The sequence below is a fragment of the Halomonas smyrnensis AAD6 genome (assembly GCF_000265245.1).
GTDB lineage: Bacteria > Pseudomonadota > Gammaproteobacteria > Pseudomonadales > Halomonadaceae > Halomonas > Halomonas smyrnensis.
Window position 1 is genome coordinate 62,899 of sequence record NZ_AJKS02000014.1, and the last position, 22,675, is coordinate 85,573.

Annotated in this window: 19 protein-coding genes; 7 read left to right on the forward strand and 12 right to left on the reverse strand. The window is 67.8% G+C overall.

The annotated features are described in order from the left end of the window. The first annotated feature begins 7 nt into the window (after positions 1-7). Positions 8-1,939, forward strand: coding sequence for a phosphomethylpyrimidine synthase ThiC (thiC, locus tag UYS_RS0213670; RefSeq protein ID WP_016856078.1), 1,932 nt, complete (start codon positions 8-10; stop codon positions 1,937-1,939). Positions 1,940-2,018: 79 nt separating this feature from the next. On the opposite strand, the gene UYS_RS0213675 is transcribed toward thiC, so the two are convergent. After that, positions 2,019-4,322, reverse strand: coding sequence for a heavy metal translocating P-type ATPase (locus UYS_RS0213675; protein ID WP_016856079.1), 2,304 nt, complete (start codon positions 4,320-4,322; stop codon positions 2,019-2,021). A 282-nt stretch (positions 4,323-4,604) separates the two neighbouring features. Here UYS_RS0213675 and UYS_RS0213680 point away from each other — a divergent pair, with 282 nt between their 5' ends. Beyond that, entirely contained in the window at positions 4,605-6,383 is a 1,779-nt protein-coding gene (locus UYS_RS0213680; RefSeq protein ID WP_016856080.1) for a sugar phosphorylase, read from the forward strand. 87 nt (positions 6,384-6,470) lie between these two features. On the opposite strand, the gene UYS_RS0213685 is transcribed toward UYS_RS0213680, so the two are convergent. The 3 genes from UYS_RS0213685 to UYS_RS0213695 form a co-directional block, all read right to left on the reverse strand. Next, positions 6,471-7,685, reverse strand: a complete 1,215-nt coding sequence (locus UYS_RS0213685; RefSeq protein WP_016856081.1) for a glycosyltransferase family protein — start codon at positions 7,683-7,685, stop codon at positions 6,471-6,473. Then, on the reverse strand, positions 7,682-8,599 hold the full coding sequence (locus UYS_RS0213690) for an HAD-IIB family hydrolase (RefSeq protein WP_016856082.1): 918 nt from the start codon (positions 8,597-8,599) through the stop codon (positions 7,682-7,684). Before UYS_RS0213690 ends, UYS_RS0213685 begins: the two co-directional genes overlap by 4 nt. A gap of 300 nt (positions 8,600-8,899) precedes the next feature. Continuing rightward, a complete protein-coding gene (locus UYS_RS0213695) occupies positions 8,900-9,406 on the reverse strand; it encodes a porin family protein (RefSeq protein WP_016856083.1) in 507 nt (168 codons plus the stop codon). A gap of 211 nt (positions 9,407-9,617) precedes the next feature. On the opposite strand from UYS_RS0213695, the gene UYS_RS0213700 reads away from it, so the two are divergent. Continuing rightward, the gene (locus UYS_RS0213700; protein WP_016856084.1) at positions 9,618-10,754 is read left to right on the forward strand and encodes an aminotransferase class V-fold PLP-dependent enzyme; all 1,137 of its coding nucleotides are present in this window, start codon (positions 9,618-9,620) and stop codon (positions 10,752-10,754) included. Positions 10,755-10,895: 141 nt separating this feature from the next. Here UYS_RS0213700 and UYS_RS0213705 read toward each other — a convergent pair whose 3' ends face one another. The 8 genes from UYS_RS0213705 to UYS_RS0213740 form a co-directional block, all read right to left on the reverse strand. Beyond that, positions 10,896-11,501, reverse strand: coding sequence for a Yip1 family protein (locus tag UYS_RS0213705; protein ID WP_016856085.1), 606 nt, complete (start codon positions 11,499-11,501; stop codon positions 10,896-10,898). A gap of 104 nt (positions 11,502-11,605) precedes the next feature. Continuing rightward, complete coding sequence (cyoE, locus tag UYS_RS0213710) at positions 11,606-12,508, reverse strand: heme o synthase (RefSeq protein WP_016856086.1); 903 nt, start codon at positions 12,506-12,508, stop codon at positions 11,606-11,608. Continuing rightward, a complete protein-coding gene (gene cyoD, locus UYS_RS0213715) occupies positions 12,508-12,837 on the reverse strand; it encodes a cytochrome o ubiquinol oxidase subunit IV (RefSeq protein ID WP_016856087.1) in 330 nt (109 codons plus the stop codon). The genes cyoE and cyoD overlap by 1 nt, the downstream gene beginning before the upstream one ends. A 1-nt stretch (position 12,838) precedes the next feature. Beyond that, on the reverse strand, positions 12,839-13,453 hold the full coding sequence (locus UYS_RS0213720; RefSeq protein WP_016856088.1) for a cytochrome o ubiquinol oxidase subunit III: 615 nt from the start codon (positions 13,451-13,453) through the stop codon (positions 12,839-12,841). Then, on the reverse strand, positions 13,454-15,478 hold the full coding sequence (gene cyoB / locus UYS_RS0213725) for a cytochrome o ubiquinol oxidase subunit I (RefSeq protein WP_016856089.1): 2,025 nt from the start codon (positions 15,476-15,478) through the stop codon (positions 13,454-13,456). Between the two features lie 3 nt (positions 15,479-15,481). Next, positions 15,482-16,486: a ubiquinol oxidase subunit II gene (cyoA, locus tag UYS_RS0213730; RefSeq protein WP_016856090.1), complete on the reverse strand. Its 1,005-nt coding sequence runs from the start codon at positions 16,484-16,486 to the stop codon at positions 15,482-15,484. Between the two features lie 336 nt (positions 16,487-16,822). Then, entirely contained in the window at positions 16,823-17,503 is a 681-nt protein-coding gene (locus UYS_RS0213735) for a CBS domain-containing protein (protein ID WP_016856091.1), read from the reverse strand. Positions 17,504-17,618: 115 nt separating this feature from the next. Then, positions 17,619-18,338: a DeoR family transcriptional regulator gene (locus tag UYS_RS0213740; protein ID WP_016856092.1), complete on the reverse strand. Its 720-nt coding sequence runs from the start codon at positions 18,336-18,338 to the stop codon at positions 17,619-17,621. 277 nt (positions 18,339-18,615) lie between these two features. Here UYS_RS0213740 and UYS_RS0213745 point away from each other — a divergent pair, with 277 nt between their 5' ends. The 4 genes from UYS_RS0213745 to UYS_RS0213760 form a co-directional block, all read left to right on the forward strand. Then, a complete protein-coding gene (locus tag UYS_RS0213745) occupies positions 18,616-19,446 on the forward strand; it encodes an outer membrane protein OmpK (protein ID WP_016856093.1) in 831 nt (276 codons plus the stop codon). Between the two features lie 78 nt (positions 19,447-19,524). Further along, positions 19,525-20,793 carry a NupC/NupG family nucleoside CNT transporter gene (locus UYS_RS0213750; protein WP_016856094.1) on the forward strand — a complete coding sequence of 423 codons (1,269 nt, stop codon included), beginning with the start codon at positions 19,525-19,527 and terminating at the stop codon, positions 20,791-20,793. A 72-nt stretch (positions 20,794-20,865) separates the two neighbouring features. After that, entirely contained in the window at positions 20,866-21,648 is a 783-nt protein-coding gene (gene deoC / locus UYS_RS0213755) for a deoxyribose-phosphate aldolase (protein ID WP_016856095.1), read from the forward strand. Further along, positions 21,648-22,675: thymidine phosphorylase (locus UYS_RS0213760; RefSeq protein ID WP_016856096.1), on the forward strand; the 1,028-nt coding region annotated here is incomplete at its 3' end. The genes deoC and UYS_RS0213760, both read left to right, overlap by 1 nt.

Genomic DNA, 22,675 nt, shown 5'->3' on the forward strand with positions numbered 1-22,675 from the left:
CACGACCATGAGCAAGACCCCCCATTTCCTCAACGAGAGCGCCCGCGTCGACGCCGCCGCCGTGGCCCCGCTGCCGGGCTCGCGCAAGGTCTTCGTCGAGGGCACGCGGCCCGATATCCGCGTGCCCTTCCGCGAGATCGGCCTGTCGCCGACCCGCACCTCCGGCGACGGCCCGGATGAGCAGAACCCGCCGCTGCTGGTCTACGACACCTCCGGCCCCTACACCGACCCCGAGGCCGCCATCGACCTGCGCCGCGGCCTGCCCGAGCTGCGCCGCGGCTGGATCGAGGAGCGCGGCGATACCGAGTTCCTCGACGGCCCGACCTCCGAGTACGGCCGCCACCGCGCCAACGACCCGATGCTCGCCCCGCTGCGCTTCGAGCTGACCCGCACGCCTCGCCGGGCCAAGGCAGGGAAGAACGTCACCCAGCTGCACTACGCGCGCCGGGGCATCATCACCCCCGAGATGGAATTCATCGCCATTCGGGAAAACCAGAAGCGCCAGGCGTTGGGGTCGGAAGAGGTCGAGCGCATCCTCGGCCACCAGCATCCGGGCGTGGCCTTCGGCGCCCGCCTGGTTGATGAGATCACGCCCGAGTTCGTGCGCGACGAGGTGGCCGCCGGCCGCGCCATCATCCCCAACAACATCAACCACCCGGAATCCGAGCCGATGATCATCGGCCGGAACTTCCTGGTGAAGATCAACGGCAACCTCGGCAACTCGGCGGTCACCTCCTCCATCGAGGACGAGGTCGACAAGATGACCTGGGGCATCCGCTGGGGCGCCGACACCATCATGGACCTCTCCACCGGGCAGAACATCCACGAGACCCGCGAATGGATCATCCGCAACGCCCCGGTGCCGATCGGCACCGTGCCGATCTACCAGGCGCTGGAGAAGGTGGGCGGCGTGGCCGAGGACCTGACCTGGGAGGTGTTCCGCGACACCCTGATCGAGCAGGCCGAACAGGGCGTCGACTACTTCACCATCCACCCCGGCGTGCTGCTGCGCTACGTGCCGCTCACGGCCAAACGCACCACCGGCATCGTCTCCCGCGGCGGCTCGATCATGGCCAAGTGGTGCCTCTTCCATCACCGCGAGAGCTTCCTCTACGAGCACTTCGAGGAGATCTGCGAGATCTGCAAGCAGTATGACGTCGCCTTCTCGCTGGGCGACGGCCTGCGCCCGGGCTCGGTGGCCGACGCCAACGACGAGGCCCAGTTCGCCGAGCTCGAGACACTCGGCGAGCTGACCCGCATCGCCTGGGAGCACGACGTCCAGGTGATGATCGAGGGCCCCGGCCACGTGCCCATGCACCTGATCAAGGAAAACATGGACAAGCAGCTTGCCGAGTGCGACGAGGCGCCCTTCTACACCCTCGGGCCGCTGACCACCGACATCGCCCCCGGTTATGATCACATCACCTCGGGCATCGGCGCGGCGATGATCGGCTGGTACGGCTGCGCCATGCTCTGTTACGTGACGCCCAAGGAGCACCTGGGGCTGCCCAACAAGGACGACGTCAAGACCGGCATCATCACCTACAAGATCGCCGCGCATGCCGCCGATCTCGCGAAGGGGCACCCGGCCGCCCAGCGCCGCGACAATGCGCTGTCGAAGGCGCGCTTCGAGTTCCGCTGGGAGGACCAGTTCAACCTCGGCCTCGACCCGGACACCGCCCGCGAGTACCACGACGAGACCCTGCCCAAGGACTCGGCCAAGGTGGCCCACTTCTGCTCCATGTGCGGGCCCAAGTTCTGCTCGATGAAGATCAGCCAGGAGGTCCGCGATTCGGTCTTCAAGGACGGGGCCGCGGATAACGGACTCGACGGCGATCGTGAGTCGGCAGAACGAGAGACGATCGAACGCGGCATGGCTGAACAGGCCGAGAGGTTCCGCGACCAGGGCGCCGAGCTGTACATACATAATGAACAGTGAGGTCTGACCTCGCGCCTTGATGCAGAACGCCGCGCCGGCAATCAGCCGGCGCGGCGTTCTTGTAGGCCGCCAGTCTGGTTCAGCTTGCCGCGGGCGAGACGGCAACCGCCACGTCGTCTTCCGTCGAGTCACGACCGCCCGGCGCAAAACCGAGCAGCCGCAGGGCATTGAGCGTGACCAGCACGGTGGCGCCGGTATCGGCCAGGATCGCCAGCCACAGCCCGGTGATGCCGAGCAGGGTGGTGACCAAGAACAGCCCCTTCAGCCCCAGGGCGATGGCGATGTTCTGGCGGATGTTGGCCATGGTCGCCCGCGCCAGGCGGATCAGCGCCGCCGCGTCGCCCACCCGGTTGCGCAGCAGGGCCCCGTCGGCGGTCTCCAGCGCCACGTCCGTCCCGGAGCCCATGGCCACGCCCACCTGGGCGCTGGCCAGCGCCGGGGCGTCGTTGATGCCGTCGCCGATCATCATCACCCGCTCACGCCGGGCCAGCTCGCGGATCGCCTCCACCTTGCCCTCCGGCAGCAGCTCGGCGCGACGCTCGATGCCGAGGCGCCCGGCAATGGCCGCGGCGGTGCGATCGTTGTCGCCGGTCAGCATCACCGAGCGCACGCCCAGCGCCGACAGCGCCTCCACGCCGGCCATGGCATCACGCCGCGGCTCGTCGCGCAGGGCGATCGCCCCCACCGCCACGCCGTCCTCGACCGCCACGATCACCGTCTTGCCCTCGGCCTCGAGGGCCTCGAGTCGCTCTGCCAGCCCCTCGGCCAGCGTGCCGCGTTCGGCCGCGTGGCGCGGCGCGCCGACGAAGGCCCGGCGGCCCTCGATCAGCGCCTCGACGCCCTGCCCGGGCACCGCCCGCGCCTCGGTGGCGATCCCGGGCGCGACGCCGAGTGACTCCGCGTGCTCGAGCACCGCCAGCGCCAGCGGATGGCTGGCGTCACGCTCGAGGCTCGCCGCCAGGGCGATCACGCCTTGCGCCGTCACTTCATCGCCTGCCGGGACCACGTCGGTCACCCGCGGCCGGCCCTCGGTCAGGGTGCCGGTCTTGTCGAAGGCCACCGCCTCGGTGTGGGCCGCGGCTTCCATCACCGCCCCGCCCTTGAGCAGCAGCCCGTGACGCGCGCCGCTGGAAAGCGACGAGGCGATCGACGCCGGCACCGAGATCACCAGCGCGCAGGGGCAGCCGATCAGCAGCAGCGCCAGGGCGCGATAGGTCCACTCGCCCCAGGCGCCGCCCAGCGCCAGCGGCGGCACCACGGCCACCAGCACGGCCAGGCCGACCACCGCCGGCATGTAGACGCGGCTGAAGCGGTCGATGAAGCGCTCGGTGGGCGCCCGCGCCTCCTGGGCCTCCTCCACCAGCCGGATGATGCGCGCGATGGTGTTGTCCTCCTGGGGCCGGGACACGCGCAGCCGCAGCACGGCATCGTGATTGATCGAGCCGGCGAACACCTCGTCGCCCTCGCCCCTGGCCCGCGGCACCGACTCGCCGGTCACCGGCGACTCGTCGATCGACGAGCGGCCCGCGAGGATGGTGCCGTCGGCGGGAATCCGGTCCCCGGGGCGCACCACCACCACCTGGCCGACCGACAGCCGGGACGCATCCACCGTGCGGGTCTCGCCGCCGGCGGTTTCGAGCCGCGCCTCCCCGGGCACCAGATCGGCCAGCGCGCGGATGCCCGAGCGGGCCCGGTCGGCCGCCACGCCCTCGAGGATCTCGCCAACCGCGAACAACAGCACCACCATGGCCGCCTCCTCGGCGGCGCCGATGAACAGCGCACCGACGGCGGCCAGGGTCATCAGCATCTCGATGGTGAACGGCATGCCGAGCCGCGCCGCCGTCACCGCACGGCGGGCGACCGGCACCAGCCCGATCAGGCAGGCCGCGAGGAAGGCCCAGTGGGCAAGCTCCGCGCCGACGCTGAAGCGCAGCAGCGTGGCCACGCCCAACGCCGCCCCGGTGGCCAGCACCTGGCGCCCCTTGCCGGTGGCATACCAGCGCCGGGGAGCCGGGGCGCCGGCCGCCGGCGAGGACGCATCACCATGATCACGCGCCTGGTGCTGATCGGGGTTGTTCCCGGCACAGCAGCCCGCCTCCGCCGGAGCCTCGGCAACGCCCCCCGCCGCTGGGGTCTGACGACGCACGCCATAGCCCAGCCGTTCGACCAGCGATTCCACGGCCTCGGGCGCCGTACGGCCGACATCCAGATCGAGGGCCAGCGAGCCCTGCATGACCGAGACCCGCACGTCTTCCACGCCCTCCAGACGCTCCAGGGCGCCGCGGATCTTGCCGGCGCAGCTCGGACAGTCCATGCCCTCCACGCGCCACCGATGTTGCCGGGACGCCTCCTTCTCGGCTTCCTGCACGGCGTCTTGCGCCATCCTGACCTCCTGGGGCCCGTCATCGAAACAGGGCATCAGCCTAGAGCCTGTAGCCGCTATAGACTCAAGAGGTACATTGGCCTTCACGGAGGGTGCCCGCGACACGCCGGAGAGAAGCTCCTGCGCCAGGCAAGGCGTCGGGAGCCACGAGGGGGTATTCATGTTTCTTCGTTAGGCCGGCCCCGCTCGACGTCTTGTCGCCGAGGCGCACCTGGTCCGCTATGTTCACAGGTGGCACGGCATCTGCATGTTCAGGAAAACCCCCACAAGAGGCGATCGCCCATGCCGGAACCTTCCCTCTCGACGCCGCTGGCCGCCGGCGCCTTCCGCGAACGGGCCCACCGCCATCTGACGATGCTCTACGGCCCTCGCGCCGACGAGGTGCTGCGCCGGCTGCTCACCCTCCTGGCGCATCAGGCCCCCATGACGCCCCCGGATGGGGAGGCGCCGCCCGCCCGGCCGCTGTGGAGCGAACGCGACCAGTGGCTGATCGCCTACGGCGACAGCCTGATCGACGGCGAGCAGGCGCCCCTCGACGTGCTCGACGACTTCGTCATCGGGCGCCTCGGGGAGACCTTCAGCGGCGTGCACCTGCTGCCCTTCTTTCCCTGGAGCAGCGACGACGGCTTCTCGGTCATCCACTACCGCGAGGTCGACCCGCAGCTGGGCGACTGGCCCCAGGTGAGGCGCCTGTCCAGCCGCCTCGACCTCGGGGTCGACCTGGTGCTCAACCACGTGTCCCGCGAGTCGCTGTGGTTCGCCGACTACCTCGGCGGCAACCTGCCCGGGCGCGACTACTTCATCGAGATGGACCCCGACACCGATCTCTCGGCGGTGGTGCGGCCACGCAGCTCACCGCTGCTGGTCAAGGTGCCGACGCGCCGCGGCCCCCGCCACCTGTGGGCGACCTTCTCCGAGGATCAGATCGACCTGAACTTCGCCAATCCCGATGTGCTGCTGGAGTTCGTCGGCATCCTGCTGTTCTACCTCTGCCAGGGCGCGCGGGTGATCCGCCTGGACGCCATCGCCTACCTGTGGAAGAAGGTCGGTACCTCCTGCATCCACCTGCCGGAGACCCACGAAGTGGTGCGGCTCTTGCGCGCCATCGTCGATCACGTGGCACCGGGCACGCTGATCCTCACCGAGACCAACGTGCCCCACCGCGAGAACATCAGCTACTTTGGTCTTGAACGTCTCGAAAAAGACGGCACGGCGCCGGACGAGGCCCACCTGGTCTATCAGTTCCCGCTGCCGCCGCTGCTGCTGCACACCTTCACCAGCGGCGAGGCCGGCACCCTGGCGGCCTGGCTGCGCAGCCTGCCCGAGCTGCCACCGGGCTGCAGCTTCCTCAACTTCACCGCCAGCCACGACGGCATCGGCGTGCGCCCGCTGGAGGGCTGGCTGCCCCACCACGAGGTCGAGGCGCTGCTCGAGCTGATGCACCGCTTCGGCGGCTTCGTCAGCATGCGCACCAAGGACGACGGCGAGGACTCGCCCTACGAGATCAACATCACCTGGTTCGACGCCATGAAGGGCACGCGCCGCGGCGCCGACCCCTGGCAGATGCCGCGCTTCCTGTGCAGCCAGCAGCTGATGCTCGGCCTGCGCGGCATCCCCGCGCTCTATCTGCACGCCCTGACCGGCACCCTCAACGACATCGAGGGCATGGAGCGCAGCGGCCGGCTGCGCTCGATCAACCGCCATCGCTGGGATCGCGGCGCCCTGGAGCGACTGCTCGACAGCCCGCACACCTCGACCCACCAGGCCTTCACGGCCCTGACGCGGCTGCTCGAGGTGCGCCGCGACGAGCCCTGCTTCCACCCGGACGTGGCCCAGCGGGTGATCGAGACGCCGGCCACGCTGCTGGTGGTCGAGCGCGGCCCGCTGCCCGACGGGCGCCGCCTGCTGGCGATCCACAACGTCACCGACCGCCCCCAGCCGCTGGCGCTCGAGCCGCTCGGCGAAGGCGAGTGGCGCGACCGGATCGGCGGCGAGGCGTGGCAGGCCGACGATGCCCTGCCGCCCTACGGCGCCCTGTGGCTGGTCAACATTGGCGGGTAAAGCCGTCGTCAGCGGGAAAAAGGCGTAACGAACACCGCCCCCATGGGCAATGCCTGGGGGCGGTGCTGGTGGCGGCAGGCGGCGGGGTCAGACGGCGTTGTCGGCCTCCACCACCTCGGCCATGCGCGGCAGCAGGTCGGGAATGGCCGCCCGCACCCGGTTCCAGCTGGGGATGAAGGGCCGCTCGCCGGGATTGTCGAGGAACACGCCGCCGGCCTCGAGCAGGTTGGTGGCGAACAGCTCCACCGCCCGCTCCTCGCTGTGTCGGTCGAGGCTCAGGCCGTTCATCCGCGCGTCGTGGTCGTAGGCCTCGATCAGGTCCAGCGCCATGCGGTAGTAGGTGGCCTTGAGGGTGCGGAAGCCCTCGGCGCTGAAGGTCACGCCCTGGGTCGCCAGCTTGCGGTAGAGCGCCTTGGCGATGTCCAGGCTCATGCGGTTGAGTCCGCCGGAGGCGTCCTCCTCGGAGACCGGCTGGTGCTTGTGGTCGTAGCTGTCGGCCAGATCCACCTGGCACAGCCGGCGGGTGGAGTAGTTGCGATGCACCTCGGAGAGCACGCCGATCTCGAGCCCCCAGTCGGCGGGGATGCGGATGCCGTCGAGCACCTCGGTGCGCATGGCGAACTCGCCGGAAAGCGCATAGCGATAGCAGTCGAGGTACTCGAGGTACGGCAGCGGCCCGAACATCTGCTTGAGCGCGCGCAGCAGCGGCGTGACCATCAGCCGCGAGACCCGGCCGTTGAGGCGGCCGTCGGCGATGCGCGGGTAGTAGCCCTTGCAGAACTCGTAGTTGAAGTAGGGATGCGCGACCGGATAGAACAGCCGCGCCAGCATGCCGCGATCGTAGGTGAGGATGTCGCAGTCGTGCAGCGCCACCGCCTCGCTGCGCCCGGAGGCCTGCACGTAGCCGGCGCAGTACCAGACGTTGCGCCCCTTGCCCGGCTGCTGGGGCGCGAGGCCCTGCGCTTCCAGCTCGGCGTCCAGCGCGCGCAGGCCCGGGCCGTCGTTCCACAGGATGCGATGACGCTGGGGCAGCCGCGCGAAGAACTCGCGGGCCCTGCCGAACTGGGCGTGGTCGGCCCGGTCGAGGCCGATCACGATCTCCGAGAGATAGGGCACCTGGGCCAGCTCGTCGACGATGTGCGAGAGCGCCGGCCCCTCCAGCTCGGAGTACAGCGACGGCAGGATCAGGCTCATCGGCCGCTGCGCCGAGAAGCGCACCAGGTCGGCCTCGAGGTCCTCGACCGGCCGGCGAGTGAGATTGTGAAAATCGGTGATGATGCCGTTCTGATGGAAATCACTCATGCGCTGACACTCCCCACGTCGTTGTTGTCGCGGCTGCCGGATGCCGTCAGCGCCGGCCCTTGCCGGCGCCCGCCTCGCCCCCACCAGTAGTCCACGCCCTCGGCCCAGCCGCTCGGGCCGCTTTCCCGGCTGCGGTAGACCTCGGGCTGTCGCGGCGATACCTCCAGGCCGTGGCAGCCACGGATCACCACCGCCTGATCCACCGCCTCGAGCATGGCGATGTCGTTGGGGCCGTCGCCCAGCGCCAGGGTCTGCGGGCGCACGCCGCGCAGGGCCGTGAAGCGCTCGCTCAGCCAGCTCACCGCCTGACCCTTGTCGGACTCGCCGGTGGCGTGCCAGAAGCGCCCGCCGCGCACCAGGTGCAGGCCGTCGCCGGCGAGCCCCTGGCGAAAGTCCTCCAGCCGCGCCTCGCTGTCGGCCCAGATCAGCGGCTCGCTGCCCTCGCGCATCCGCGCCAGGCGCGCCTCCTCCTCGCTGAGTCCGGTGAAGGCGACCAGGTCGTCGATCTGCATCTCGCTCATCGGCGTGAAGCGCACGCCCAGGCGCTCGCGCCACACCGCGAGGCGCTGGCGGATGAAGCCGATGTCCACGCCGAGCGTCTTGATCACCAGTCCGTCGGGGCCGGGCGTGCGCTCCAGGCGGGCGTGGCACCAGGCGGCAGGCAGCCCCACCACCGCACCGTTCTCGGCCACGAAGGGACTGTCGACGAGATTCAGGGCCTGGCGCAGGGCCAGCAGCTCGCTGCGGGTCTTGCTGGTCACCGGGATCACCGGCACGCCTTCCTCGCGCAGCCGCGTCAGCCACTCCGCGGCCGGCGACCAGTCATAGGTCTGGTGATCGAGCAACGAGCCATCCAGATCGGTGAAGAGCAGCCTCGGGCCGGGAACGTCGGGGCGGGAGGAGGGAGAGGACATGGCAGCACCTTTCGTGACCTTGTTCGATACGGCTCTGCACGTAACGTGCCAGATCGACCGCAGACGGCGCGATGACGGGGCCGGGCGCCCTCGCTGCCGCCCCCTCGCCCGGGCCGCGTGCACCATGAAAAGGCGGGCGCCTCACGAGAGTGCGACAGGTCTGCGCCATCAAGGGACATCCCCGGGAGACGCCCCGGCCGCGGTGGCCGAAACGAGCAACGCCCCCGCTGGCAAGCGGGGGCGCAGTAACGGGGCATCATCCCCGGATCGCGATCTATCGCCGCTCGCTATCCAGTGGCATCAGAAGTGATAGCTGGCCCCGAGGCTCACGGCATCGAAGTCGTAGTTCGATTCGTCGAGATAGCGCATGTAATCGGCGTCCAGCGACAGGTTCGGCATCAGCGCGTAACTGGCGCCCCCACCGTAGGAGACGTCGGTCTCGGAGTCCGCGCCATCGAACTCGACCTCGGTGGCGCCCAGCAGCCCGTAGAGCGTGAAGCTCGGGGTGATCGGCAGCATGCCCTTGGCGTAGCCGCCGGCCAGGTAGTCCAGGTCCAGGCCACCGTCGGAGCCGCCGGTGCCGAGATGTCCCTCGAGGGCGAAGTAGTCATTGAAGGCGACGCCGGCGCGCAGACGCAGGCCGGTGCTGTCGCGATCATCGGCGCGGCCATCCGGGTCGAGCTCCCAGAACAGCGCATCGGCGCCGACGTAGGGGCTCGGCTGATAGGTCATGGGACCGCCCTGGGCGTGGGCAGTGGCGGCGGCCACCAGACAGGCCGCGGCGACGGGAATCAGCAAGGTCTTCATGAGGCTTCTCCAGTTAGGAAACGATGTTTCCCTGCGTAGACGTCAGTCTGGTACACCGCGGCCCCTTTCGCCACGGCGGGGAATGATCCACGTCAGCGTCGCGGCCCGCCGCTCGCACCCTGGCCTGAAGCCGGGATAGGGAATATCCTCTTCTAACGTGCAAGGCGCCCTCCGCCGCCAGGAGGCAGCGTCCGATAACATGGAGACAGCAATGGCCGGTTTACTGCCCGATGTCGACCCCGATGGACTGCTCGAGTACTCGGTGGTCTACACGGATCGTTCCCTCAACCACATGTCGCAGTGCTTCCAGCAGGTGATGCGCGACATTTCCGCGTCGCTGAAGCGGGTCTATCGCGCGCATTCGACGGTCATCGTTCCCGGCAGCGGCACCTTCGGCATGGAAGCGGTGGCGCGTCAGTTCGCCACCGACCGACGCTGCCTGGTGATCCGCAACGGCTGGTTCAGCTATCGCTGGCACCAGATCCTGGAGCGCGGACACATCCCTTCGGACCTCTATGTGCGCAAGGCCGTGCGCCTGGATGACGACGACCCGACCTCGCCGTTCACGCCGCCCCCCATCGAGGAAGTGCTCGAGGCGATCCAGGACCAGCAGCCCGATCTGGTGTTCGCGCCCCACGTGGAGACCTCGTCCGGCGTGAAACTGCCCGACGACTACATCCGCCGGCTCGCCGAGGCCATCCACGATCAGAACGGCCTGCTGGTGCTCGACTGCATCGCCTCCGGCACCGACTGGGTCGACATGCAGGACACCGGCGTCGACATCCTGATCAGCGCGCCGCAGAAGGGCTGGAGCGGCTCGCCCTGCTGCGCCATGGTGATGATGTCGCGCCTGGCCCGCGACATCATCGAGGAGACCGAGAGCTCGAGCTTCGCCTGTGATCTCAAGAAGTGGCTGTCGATCATGGAGACCTACGAGGCCGGCGGCCACGCCTACCACGCCACCCTGCCCACCGACGCCCTGCGCACCCTGCGCGACGCCGTGGCCGAGGCCGAGGACTATGGCCTGCAACGGCTCCAGGACGAACAGCTCGAGCTCGGCCGCCGGGCCCGCGAGCTGCTGGCCGAACACGGCTACCGCAGCGTCGCCGCCCCCGGCTTCGAGGCCGCCGGCGTAGTCGTGAGCTACACCAGCGACCCGGACCTGGCAGTCAAGTTCGCCGCCGGCGGCCTGCAGGTCGCCACCGGCGTGCCGCTGATGTGCAACGAGGGCGACGACTTCCGCACCTTCCGCATTGGCCTGTTCGGCTTCGACAAGCTGCACGCGCTCGATCGCACCCTCTCGGCCCTCGAGCAGGCGATGACCCGCATCGAGACCACCGATGAGTAGTCCGGCTCGGGCCGCCTCGTCGGGCGACGAACACGGCGGATTCGACTCGAGAAAGACAGCACGAAAAGGGCGGCCCGAGGGCCGCCCTTTTCAGTCCTGAGATGGCTGACGTTCCCGATCGGGCACGGTGCCGCGGCGGGATCAGCCGATCAGCGAGAGGATGATGCGCTCGCCGTAGCCCCACAGCAGCACGGTGATGCCGAGCAGCGCCTCCAGCACCAGCACCCCGATGGCCAGCGTCACGCTGGAGACGATGAAGCCCTCCTCGGTATCGATGCCGAGGAAGGACGGGATGCCGAGATAGAGCAGATAGGCCGTGTAGCAGAGCCCGATCACGCCGGCGAGCATGCACAGCCAGATCAGCGGATAGACCGCCACGATGCCACTGACGAACATCGGCGTCGCCACGTAGCCGGCGAACACGATGCACTGGCTCTGGCTCGGCGGCTTGGTGAAGCGCTTGGCCATGTAGCGGATCACCTTGCCGACCGCATAGACGGCCGCCAGGATCACCAGATAGAAGACGATGCCGGCCCCCAGGGCGTCCAGGTAGCCGAGCTGAATGGTCGTGCCCCCACCGAGACTCCACCCCACCTGGGTGGTGCCGATGTAGGAACAGACGACGGGGATGGCTGCCATCAGCAGCACGTGGTGTTCGTAGAGGTGGGTGAGTGTCTCGCGCTCTTCCTTGATCTGCTGCCACTCGCGCTTCGGGTGGGCGAGGATGCCCCAGGCATGTGTCAACATGGCACTCCCTCCTGCCGGGGACGGGCCGGGGTGGCCCGCCACACGATGTGTCTTCACCGGCAAGTATAGGCAGAGACCGGGGAGGTTCCGCCAACGGAAGCGGCTCAGCCCAGGGCGGCCATCAACGGTGTGGTCGGCAGCAGGCTGGATTCCACCGACATCATCACGCTCAGCGCGGTGATGGTGAGGATGGAGAAGCCGAACACGCGCTTCGCCCAACGCTCGGCGTTGGTGGTCCAGTAGCCCTGCATGGCCAGGTACAGCCAGTAGACGCCCATCACCAGTGCCACGGCGAAGTAGCCCGGACCGGCATAGCCGGCCACGCTCAGCGCCAGGGAGGCGAACAGGAAGGCCACCACGTAGCCCAGGATGTAGTGCTTGGCGGTACTGATGCCGCGCACCACGGGCAGCACGGGGATCTTCGCGGCTTCGTAGTCCTTGAAGCGGAAGATGGCGATGGCGTAGGAGTGCGGCATCTGCCAGATGCAGAAGATCACCAGCAGCGTCAGCGCGCCCATGTCGAACTCGCCGGACACCGCGCAGTAGCCCACCACCGGCGGCATGGCGCCGGAGAAGCTGCCCACGAGGGTACCGTACTCGGAACGGCGCTTCAGCCACAGGCTGTAGGCGCCGACATAGATGGCGAAGCCGAAGGCCGCCAGGCCCACGGTCACGGCGTTGGTGAACACCGCCAGCAGGGCGAAGCCCGCGACCCCGAGCAGGGTCGCGAAGCGCAGCGTCTCTGCCACCGACAGCCGCCCCTGCACCAGGGGCCGGCTGCGGGTACGCTCCATCACCGCATCGATATCCCGATCGATGACGTTGTTGTAGGCGCACCCGGACGCGATCACCAGGGACAATCCTGCCAGCGTGGCCAGCAGCAGCCAGGGATCGATCTGGCCCTGGGCGGCCAGGAAGAAGCCGCCCAGTACCGAGATGGCGTTGCCGCCGATGATCCCTGGCTTGGTCAGCGCCAGATAGTCCCTACGCCGCGAGGAGGTCGCCATTACCCGATCATCATGTTCAGGTGAAGGTTGTACATGATCCATAGGGAACCTCCAATGACCAGGACCAGGATCGCCACGGTGAAGACGAAGGAGGTGAAGTTCCACCCCTCATCGGTCTTCGTGCTCATGTGCATGAACAGGATCAGCTGCACGAGCACCTGGGCCACGGCGGTGGCCACGATGATCAGCAGTGTAGCCGAGGTAGCGAACGAGCCGGTCATCACCACCCCGAACGGGATGATGGTCAGCACGATGGACAGGATCAGGCCGATCACATAGGACTTGACGCTGCCGTGGCTATGCTCGGCGTGAGAAGCTTGACCGCTCATATCACAGGGCTCCCATCAGGTAGACGAAGGAGAAGACGCAGATCCAGACGATGTCCAGGAAGTGCCAGAACAGGCTCAGGCACATGATCCGCGGGCGCGTCATGTCGGTCAGTCCCTTCTTCTGCAGCTGGACCAGCATCACCAGGATCCAGATCAGGCCGAAGGTCACGTGCAGGCCGTGGGTGCCGACCAGGGTGAAGAAGGCCGACAGGAAGGCGCTGCGATCCGGGCCGAAGCCGAGGTGGATCAGGTGGTGGAACTCGTAGAGCTCCAGGCCGATGAAGCCCGCGCCCAGCAGGAAGGTCACGGCCAGCCATGCCTTCACCTTGTTCACCTGATCGGCGTTCATCGCCAGCACCGCCATGCCATAGGTGAAACTACTCACCAGCAGCAGGAAGGTGCTGATCAGGATCAGCGGCAGGTCGACGATATCCGCGGGGGTCGGACCATCGGCCGTGCCCCGGAGGAGCACGGCGTAGGTGGCGAACAGCGACCCGAAGATGATCAGGTCGCTCATCAGGTAGACCCAGAAACCGAAGACCTTGGTGCCTGCGGCGTCGTGGTGATCGTGCTCGTGAGCATGATCCCCGTGGTTGCTCAGGGTATCAGTAGACATTTAGGCCTGCCCCCCTGCCTGGGATGCATAGGATGAAGACGGCTGAACGTCACGCTCGACGCGCTGACGATGCTCGCGCTCGATGCGCTCGACTTCCGCGGCGGGCACGTAGTAGTCCACGTCCTCGCGGAAGACACGCGCCAGGAAGACCACGAACATGCCGATGCCGCTGACGATGGCCAGCCACCAGATGTGCCACACCAGGGCGAAACCGAAGGCGGTCGACAGCCCACCCAGCACCGGACCTTCCCAGGTGTTCTTGGGCATGTGGATGTCCTGATACGGCCCCTCGGACAGCGGCGGCTTGCCACCGTTGTTCTCTTTCTTCGCCCAGTAGTCATCGATGCCGTTGATGTCCGGCAGATGCGCGAAGTTGTAGAACGGCGCCGGTGAGGAAGTGGCCCACTCGAGGGTGCGCGCATCCCAGGGATCGCCGGTGACGTCCTGGTTCTGCTTGCGGTCGCGGATGCTGACGTAGAACTGGATCAGGGTGCAGGCGATACCGGCGGCGATGATCAGCGCACCGACCCAGGCCACGATCATCAGCGGCTGCCAGTCACCGTTGTCGTAGGACTGCATGCGACGCACGGCACCGAAGAAGCTCAGCACGTACAGCGGCACGAAGGCGACGTAGAAACCGACCAGCCAGCACCAGAAGGAGCGCTTGCCCCACTTCTCGTTGAGGGTGAAGCCGAAGGCCTTCGGGAACCAGTAGGTCAGGCCCGCCAGCATGCCGAACACCACGCCGCCGATGATGACGTTGTGGAAGTGGGCGATGACGAACAGGCTGTTGTGCAGCACGAAGTTGGCCGCCGGAATGGACAGCATCACACCGGTCATGCCACCGAGGGAGAAGGTGATGATGAAGCCCAGGGTCCACAGCACCGGCGAGGTGAACTCGATCCGGCCGCGGTACATGGTGAACAGCCAGTTGAAGATCTTCACGCCGGTGGGGATGGCGATGATCATCGTCATGATGCCGAAGAAGGCATTGACGTTGGCGCCCGCGCCCATGGTGAAGAAGTGGTGCAGCCAGACGATGAACGACAGCACGGTGATGGCGACGGTCGCCCACACCATGGTGCCGTAGCCGAACAGACGCTTGCGTGCGAAGGTCGCGATGACCTCGGAGAACACGCCGAAGGCCGGCAGGATCAGGATGTACACCTCAGGATGGCCCCAGGCCCAGATGAGGTTGACGTACATCATCATGTTGCCACCGAGATCGGTGGTGAAGAAGTTCATCCCCAGGTAGCGATCCAGCGTCAGCAGCGCGATGGTGGCGGTCAGGATCGGGAACGAGGCGATGATCAGGACGTTCGCGCACAGCGAGGTCCAGGTGAAGATGGGCATCCGGAACAGGGTCATGCCCTTGGTGCGCATCTTCAGGATGGTGACGAAGAAGTTGATGCCGGTCAGGGTCGTGCCGATACCGGATATCTGCAACGCCCAGATCCAGTAATCCACGCCGACGCCGGGACTGTAGTCGAGCCCCGATAGTGGCGCATACGCCAGCCAGCCGGTCTTGGCGAACTCACCGGCGAACAGCGACACGTTGACCAAGATCACGCCCGCCGCGAACAGCCAGAAGCTCAGGTTGTTCAGGAACGGGAAGGCCACGTCGCGCGCGCCGATCTGCAGCGGCACCACCAGGTTCATCAGGCCGATGACCATGGGCATGGCGACGAAGAAGATCATGATCACGCCGTGGGCGGTGAAGATCTGGTCATAGTGCGAGGGCGGCAGGAAGCCCTCGGCCCCGGCCGACGCCATGGCCAGCTGGGAGCGCATCATGATCGCATCGGCGAAGCCGCGCAGCAGCATCACCAGCGCCACGATGAAGTACATGATACCGAGCTTCTTGTGGTCGACGGAGGTGACCCACTCGTTCCACAGATAGCCCCACTTCTTGAAGTAGGTGATGGCGGCCACCAGCGCGAGCCCACCCAGGACGATACCGGTAATGGTCGTCATGATGATGGGATCGTGCGTCGGGATCGCCTCTAGGCTGAGTTTTCCGAACATGATTTACTCCGCTGCCTCCGCGCTCATGGACGTGCCGTGAGACTCGGCCGATGCGCCGTGATCGTCGCCATGACCAGCGCCGTGACCGCCGTGACCGAAGCCTTCGGCGTAGCTGTCGGCGTATTCGGCCATGCGCTCTTCATGGTCGCCGCCGGCAAGGAAGCTCTTGATGATGCTCTCGTAGAGAGAGGGGGATACCTCGGAGAAGTACTCGATCTCGTTGTCCTCGGAAGGCGCAGCGAGCTCGTTGTATTCCGCGGGGTAGGTCAGGGACTCGGACGACTCGCGGACCTTGGCGACCCAGGCGTCGAAGTCTTCCTCGGAACCCACGTGGGCGTCGAAGGTCATGCCCGAGAAGCCGGCACCACTGTAGTTGGTGGAGCGGCCCGGGTAGACACCCGGCTCTTCGGCGACCAGGTGGACGTCGTTGTCCATGCCGGCCATGGCATAGATCTGACTGCCCAGACGCGGGATGAAGAACGAGTTCATCACAGAGCCCGAGGTGACACGGAAGCGCACCGGGGTATCTTCAGGGAAGGCCAGCTCGTTGACGGTGGCGATGCCCTGCTCGGGATAGATGAACAGCCATTTCCAGTCCAGCGACACCGCCTGGATCTCGATCGGCTCTTGCTGTTCTGCGGTCGGCTCGATGGGCTTGTGCGGATCAAGGCTGTGCGAGGTGTACCAGGTCAGGACGGCCAGGAACACGATGATCACACAGGGGATGAACCACACCACCGCCTCGATCAGATTGGAATGGTGCCAATCCGGACGATAGGAGGCTTCGCGGTTACTGCGACGATAGCGCCAGGCGAAGAGCAGCGTCATCACGATCACGGGGATGACCACGATCTGCATCAGACCGAAGGACGTGAGGATCAGGGTCCGCTGTTCTTCCCCGATCTGGCCCTTGGGGTCCAGCAGCGCCGAGCTGCACCCTGCCAACACCAGGGGCAGCACCGCCAGCAGCAAGACTCCGAGCTTGCGCAGGGGGGGAGTTCGATTCATGTTTCGACCTCGTCAGGCTTGGCGACAGGATAAATCCTGCTGACTTGTAGCAAGCACGCTACACAAAACCGAGACCTGTCCTGCGCCGGTTGACCCATGACCGCAGCAAAGGCTAACCATCGTGGAAAGGGCTCGGCTCACTCATGGCCAAACCCCCGCGAACGCCTCCATGGGGCGCGCGAGAAAGGGTCCGGCCGCGGGGAACGTATTGTGTAGTAAACGAGGAAAGGAGGAAAGGGACGATTTGCCGCAGCCTGTCGCACCGGCCATCGGGCCGGCGCGCCAGGGAAGGTCCGGGTCGCCGTCAGGAAGAGCGCGGCGACATCGATGAATGCCTCAGTAGCCGCCCATGCCGCGCGGCATGAAGCCGATATGGTTCTCCACCGAGCGAGTGCCGGGGGCATTTTCCGCCGCCACCTGCACGGCGAGGCGCTGTTCCTGGCTGTCGACCAGCCCCCACAGCTGAACCCGCCCCTCGCTGACGATGACGTTGAGCCGTTCGACCATCACCCCGGTGTGTTGTTCCACTTCCTTGAGAATCGCATCGCGAATCTCGCGATCCTCGACGCTGGCCGCGACGCCGAGATCCGCCACCGAGAAGCCGCGCAGCAGATTGGCCCGGCTGACGATACCCACCAGCCGGCCGTCGCGCACCACCGGCACCCGCTTGATGCGTCGTTTCTCGAGCAGCCGCGCGATCTCCTGCACCGGCAGGCTCTCGTCGATGGTGACCGGCTCGCGGGTCATGATCTCATGCGCCAGCCGGCCATGGGTCTTGACGTATTCGCCGGGATCGCCGACCTCGAACATGCGCAGCCACCAGGCCTTGTCGCGCCGATCGTCTTCGGCGCGGCGAATCAGGTCGCCCTCGCTGACGATGCCCAGCACCCGTTCGTCCTCGTCGACGACCGGCACGGCGCTGATGCCGTGCTCCAGCAGCAGGCTGGCGATCTCGCGCACCTCGCTGTTCGGCGACACGGTGATCACATGGGGCGTCATGACATCTGCGGCGCGCATGGCAATACCTCCAAGGCGGTGAAGATCGACGCGAGGCCAGCCCTCGCCCTCTCAACATAGCAACTCCCCGCCGCCCGACCTTGACCGCGGACAAGTCTCGGTGCCGCCCGCGCCGTCAGTCGTCGAGCCACTGCTCGGCGATCACCTCGTCGACCTCCTCGAGGCCGGCGAAGCGCGCCGGGCGCACCAGCCCCCGCTTGCTGTCGTCCACCACCAGGAACCGCCGCTGGGCGGTGGCGATGGCGGCCTGCTTGGGCGCCACCTCGTGGAAGTGGAAGCAGCTCAGTCCCTGGCGCTCGTCCACGCCGGCGGCGGTCAGAAACGCCTTGTTGAGGCCGAAGCCGCGGATAGACTCGCCGATGTCGTCGCTGGAGAACGAGCACGACGAGGCGTGGTAGACCCCGCCCAGCAGCCACAGCCGCACCCCCGGGCGCTTGCTGACCGCCTCGGCGATGTTGAGCGCATAGGTCACCACCGTCAGCGACATGTCGTCGGGCAGGCCTGCCGCCAGCGGCGTCAGGGTCGTGCCGCAGTCGATGAACAGGGTGTCGCCCTCCTCCAGGGTCGCCAGCGCCCGCTGGCACAGCCGCCGCTTGGCCTCGGCGTTGCGGTCGCGCTGCACGGCCAGGTCATAGACCGGCGCGTGGCGCGGATCGCTGGCCAGCATCAGATGGCCGCCGATCAGCACCAGGCTGCCGTCCGAGCCCGCCAGGTCCCGGCGAATGGTCATCTCCGACACCTCGCACAGCGCCGCCGCCTCGGCCAGGCGCAGGCTGCCGCCCTGTCCCAGCGCCCGCTGCAGGCGCAGCAGCCGCCCTTCACTTCGTTCGTTCAACGCCTCTCCCTCTTCGCCCTGTTTCACACCCCGAAGCGGCGTTCGCCGTATCGGCTCCCTGAATCCGCGTCGCTCCCGCATGCCGGGGGTTGCGACGCCAAATGTGATTAAAATAACATAGCCATGTTACCCAAATAACAAACACGCCGCTCGCCATCCCGTTCGCCCGTCATGACCGGGCCCATGCCCCCAGTCGACGTGAGCGACAGCCTGGCGCGCCCCCGGCGCCTCACCCGACAACAACCGCGACCAACAACATTCAGAGAGCCGACTCCCCATGCCGATTTCCCTCGCTCCCCGTCACAGCGTCTCCCTGGCCGGCCTGCTGCTGGGCGCCACCGCCCTGCCCGCCGTCGCATCCGACGACGCCGCCTCGGCCCTCAGCCCGCAGTGGTCGTTCGCCAACGTCTCGGTCAACTACCTCGACTGGTCCGACGGCACCGAAGAGCGCACCGCCACCAACGCCGCCAAGGGCGACTTCTTCTACCTCGAGCTCGAAGGCGGCGTCGGCTTCGACTGGGGCGAATTCTACGGCTTCTACGACTTCGAGAACCCGCAGAACGAGACCAGCGAGGAAGACGGCCGCGACAACCGCCGCAGCGCCGCCAAGGTCACCTCGCACCTCTATCTCGGCGACACGCCCTTCTCGCTGTACTTCCACGTCTACGATTTCCGCGACTACGGTTACGATAGCGAGGAGCAGGATCGCGTGGCCGGCCTCGGCTATCGCCACACCTTCGCGGGCGGCCTGTGGTTCAAGCCGTTCATCGGCAAGGCCTGGGTCGAGAGCGGGAGCGGCGCCTACAGCGGCGAGAACGGCTACATGGCCGGTTGGGTGCTGGGCTACGACTTCCAGGCCTTCGGCGAGGCCTTCAGCCTGACCAACTGGCACGAGCAGACCTTCGAGCGCGACGACGAGTACCTGCGCGAGAACTACGTCAACGGCCCCGCCGGCGAGCTGGGCACCAACGGCGCCGTGGCGCTGTGGTGGCACCCGATCGAGGAGATCACCACCGGCGTGCAGTATCGCTACTCGAACAACAAGCTGGGCACCGCCGATGACTACCAGAATGCGATGATCTATACCCTCAAGGTCAACTTCCTGTAACCTGCCGCGCCTCTTGACCCATCGCCGGCCTCGAGGCGCGACGCGCGCGCCTCTGCCATCAACCACAAGGACATCCCCATGACCTTGCTCATGAGCCTGATCGGTATCGCGACGCTGATCGCCATCGCCGTGCTCTTCTCCAGCAATCGCCGCGCGATCCGCCTGCGCACCGTGGGCGGCGCCTTCGCCATCCAGGCCGGCATCGGCGCCTTCGTGCTCTACGTGCCGGCCGGGCAGGAAGTGCTCGCCACCGTCTCCGAGGCCGTCAGTCAGGTGGTGCTCTACGCCAACGACGGCATCGACTTCGTATTCGGCGGCCTGGCCAACGCCGAGTCCTCCGGCTTCATCTTCGCCATCAAGGTGCTGCCGGTCATCATCTTCTTCTCCTCGCTGACCGCGGTGCTCTACTACCTGGGCATCATGCAGTGGGTGATCCGCCTGCTCGGCGGCGCGCTGCAGAAGGCGCTCGGCACCTCGCGCACCGAGTCGCTCTCGGCCACCGCCAACATCTTCGTCGGCCAGACCGAAGCCCCGCTGGTGGTGCGGCCCTTCATCGCCAAGATGACCCAGTCGCAGCTGTTCGCGGTGATGTGCGGCGGCCTGGCCTCGGTGGCCGGCTCGGTCATGGCCGGCTATGCCGCGCTGGGCATTCCCATGGAATACCTGGTGGCCGCCTCCTTCATGTCCGCCCCGGGCGGGCTGCTGTTCGCCAAGCTGCTGCTGCCCGAGACCGAGGAGCCCGAGGACAGCGTCTCCGCCGCCGAGGAGCGCCTCGACGAGGAAGAGAACCATCCCAGCAACGTGCTCGATGCCGCCGCCTCCGGCGCCAGCTCCGGCCTGATGCTGGCGGCCAACGTCGGCGCCATGCTGCTGGCCTTCATCGGCCTGATCGCGCTGCTCAACGGCATCCTCGGCGGCATCGGCGGCTGGTTCGGCTTCGACTCGCTGAGCCTCGAGCTGCTGCTCGGCTGGCTGTTCTCGCCGCTGGCCTTCCTGCTCGGCGTACCCTGGAGCGAGGCCACCCTGGCCGGTTCCTTCATCGGCCAGAAGCTGGTGGTCAACGAGTTCGTCGCCTATATCAACCTCGCCCCCTACCTGAGCGGCGACCAGATGGTCGCGGCCACCGGCGAGGCGCTGTCCGACCATTCCGCGGCCATCCTGTCCTTCGCCCTGTGCGGCTTCGCCAACCTGTCGTCGATCGCCATCCTGCTCGGCGGCCTCGGCACCATCGCCCCCAGCCGGCGCCACGATATCGCCCGCCTGGGCCTCAAGGCCGTGCTCGCGGGTACCCTTTCCAACCTGATGTCCGCTACCCTTGCCGGCTTCTTCATCGCCCTCGGGGCATGAACCGGCGACACCGCGGCCCGCTCGGCCGCGGTGTCATTCTTACTCCAGGCCCCTTTCCTACAGGACCACGACATGACCGATCTGCAACGCGTTGCCCGCCAGGCCCTGCCGCTGCTGGACCTCACCAGCCTCAACGACGACGACACCGATGCCACCGTCGAAGGCCTGTGTCAGCGCGCCAAGACGCCGATGGGCAACCCGGCGGCGATCTGCATCTACCCGCAGTTCATCGTCCCGGCCCGCCGTGCGCTGACCGCCCACCGCCTGAACGACAGCGTCAAGATCGCCACCGTCACCAACTTCCCCGACGGCGGCGACGACGTCATGCGCGCCGCCCGCGCCACCCGCGAGGCCGTGGCCTCCGGCGCCGACGAGGTCGATGTGGTCTTCCCCTACCGCGCGCTGATGGCCGGCGACGAAGGCGTCTGCCAGGACCTGGTCGAGATGAGCAAGGCCGCCTGCGGCGACGCCACCCTCAAGGTCATCCTCGAGACCGGCGAGCTGAAGGATCCGGCGCTGATCCGCCGCGCCGCCGAGCTGGCCGTGGAAGGCGGCGCCGACTTCCTCAAGACCTCCACCGGCAAGGTCGAGATCAACGCCACGCTGGAAGCCGCCGAGATCCTGCTCGAGGTGATCCGCGACAGCGGCCGCGACATCGGCTTCAAGGCCGCCGGCGGCGTGCGCACCACCGAGGATGCCGCGGCCTACCTGCAGCTCGCCGAGCGCATCATGGGCGCCGGCTGGATCTCCCCGGCCCACTTCCGCTTCGGCGCCTCCGGCCTGCTCGACGACCTGCTGATGAACCTCGGTGCCTTCGACGCCCCGGCCGCCGACGGTGACGAGGACGACTACTGATGCTTCCCCAGGAAGCCATTCGCACCAAGCGCGACGGGCGGCCGCTGCCGCCCGACGCCATCCGCGAGCTGGTTTCCGGCATCGCCGACGGCGGCCTGTCGGACGCCCAGGTCGGCGCCCTGGCCATGGCCATCACCCTGCAGGGCATGGACGACGCCGAGACGGTGGCGCTCACCGAGGCCACCCGCGACTCGGGCGAGGTGCTCGACTGGTCCGGGCTCGACCTGCCCGGCCCGGTGCTCGACAAGCACTCCACCGGCGGCGTCGGCGACCTGGTCTCGCTGGTGCTCGGCCCCTGGGTCGCCGCCTGCGGCGGCCACGTGCCGATGATCTCCGGGCGCGGCCTCGGCCACACCGGCGGCACCCTCGACAAGCTCGAGGCCATCCCCGGCTATTCGGTCACCCCGGACACCGCCACCTTCCGCCGCCTGGTGAAGGAGGCGGGCGTGGCGATCATCGGCCAGACCGGCAGCCTGGCCCCGGCCGACAAGCGCCTCTACGCGGTGCGCGACGTCACCGCCACCGTGGAGTCGCTGCCGCTGATCGTGGCCTCGATCCTGGGCAAGAAGCTCGCCTGCGGCCTCGACGCCCTGGTGATGGACGTCAAGGTCGGCAGCGGCGCCTTCATGCCCACGCCGGAGGCCTCACGCGAGCTGGCCGAGGCCATCGCAACGGTGGCGAGCCGCGCCGGCACGCCGACCACCGCGCTGCTGACCGACATGAGCCAGCCGCTGGCGCCCTGCGCCGGCAACGCCGTGGAGGTGCGCGAGGCACTGGCGGTACTGACCGGCGAGCGCCGCGGCGGCCGCCTGCTCGAGGTCACCCGCACCCTGGCCGCGGAGATGCTGCTGGCCGGCGGCCTGGCCGCCGACCGCGACGCGGCGCTCACCCGGCTCGACGAGCGGCTGGCCTCCGGCGCCGCCGCCGAGCGCTTCGCGCACATGGTGGCCGGCCTCGGCGGCCCGAGCGACCTGCTCGAGCGCGCCGACGCCCACCTGCCCGCCGCGCCGGTGGTGCGCGAGGTCCG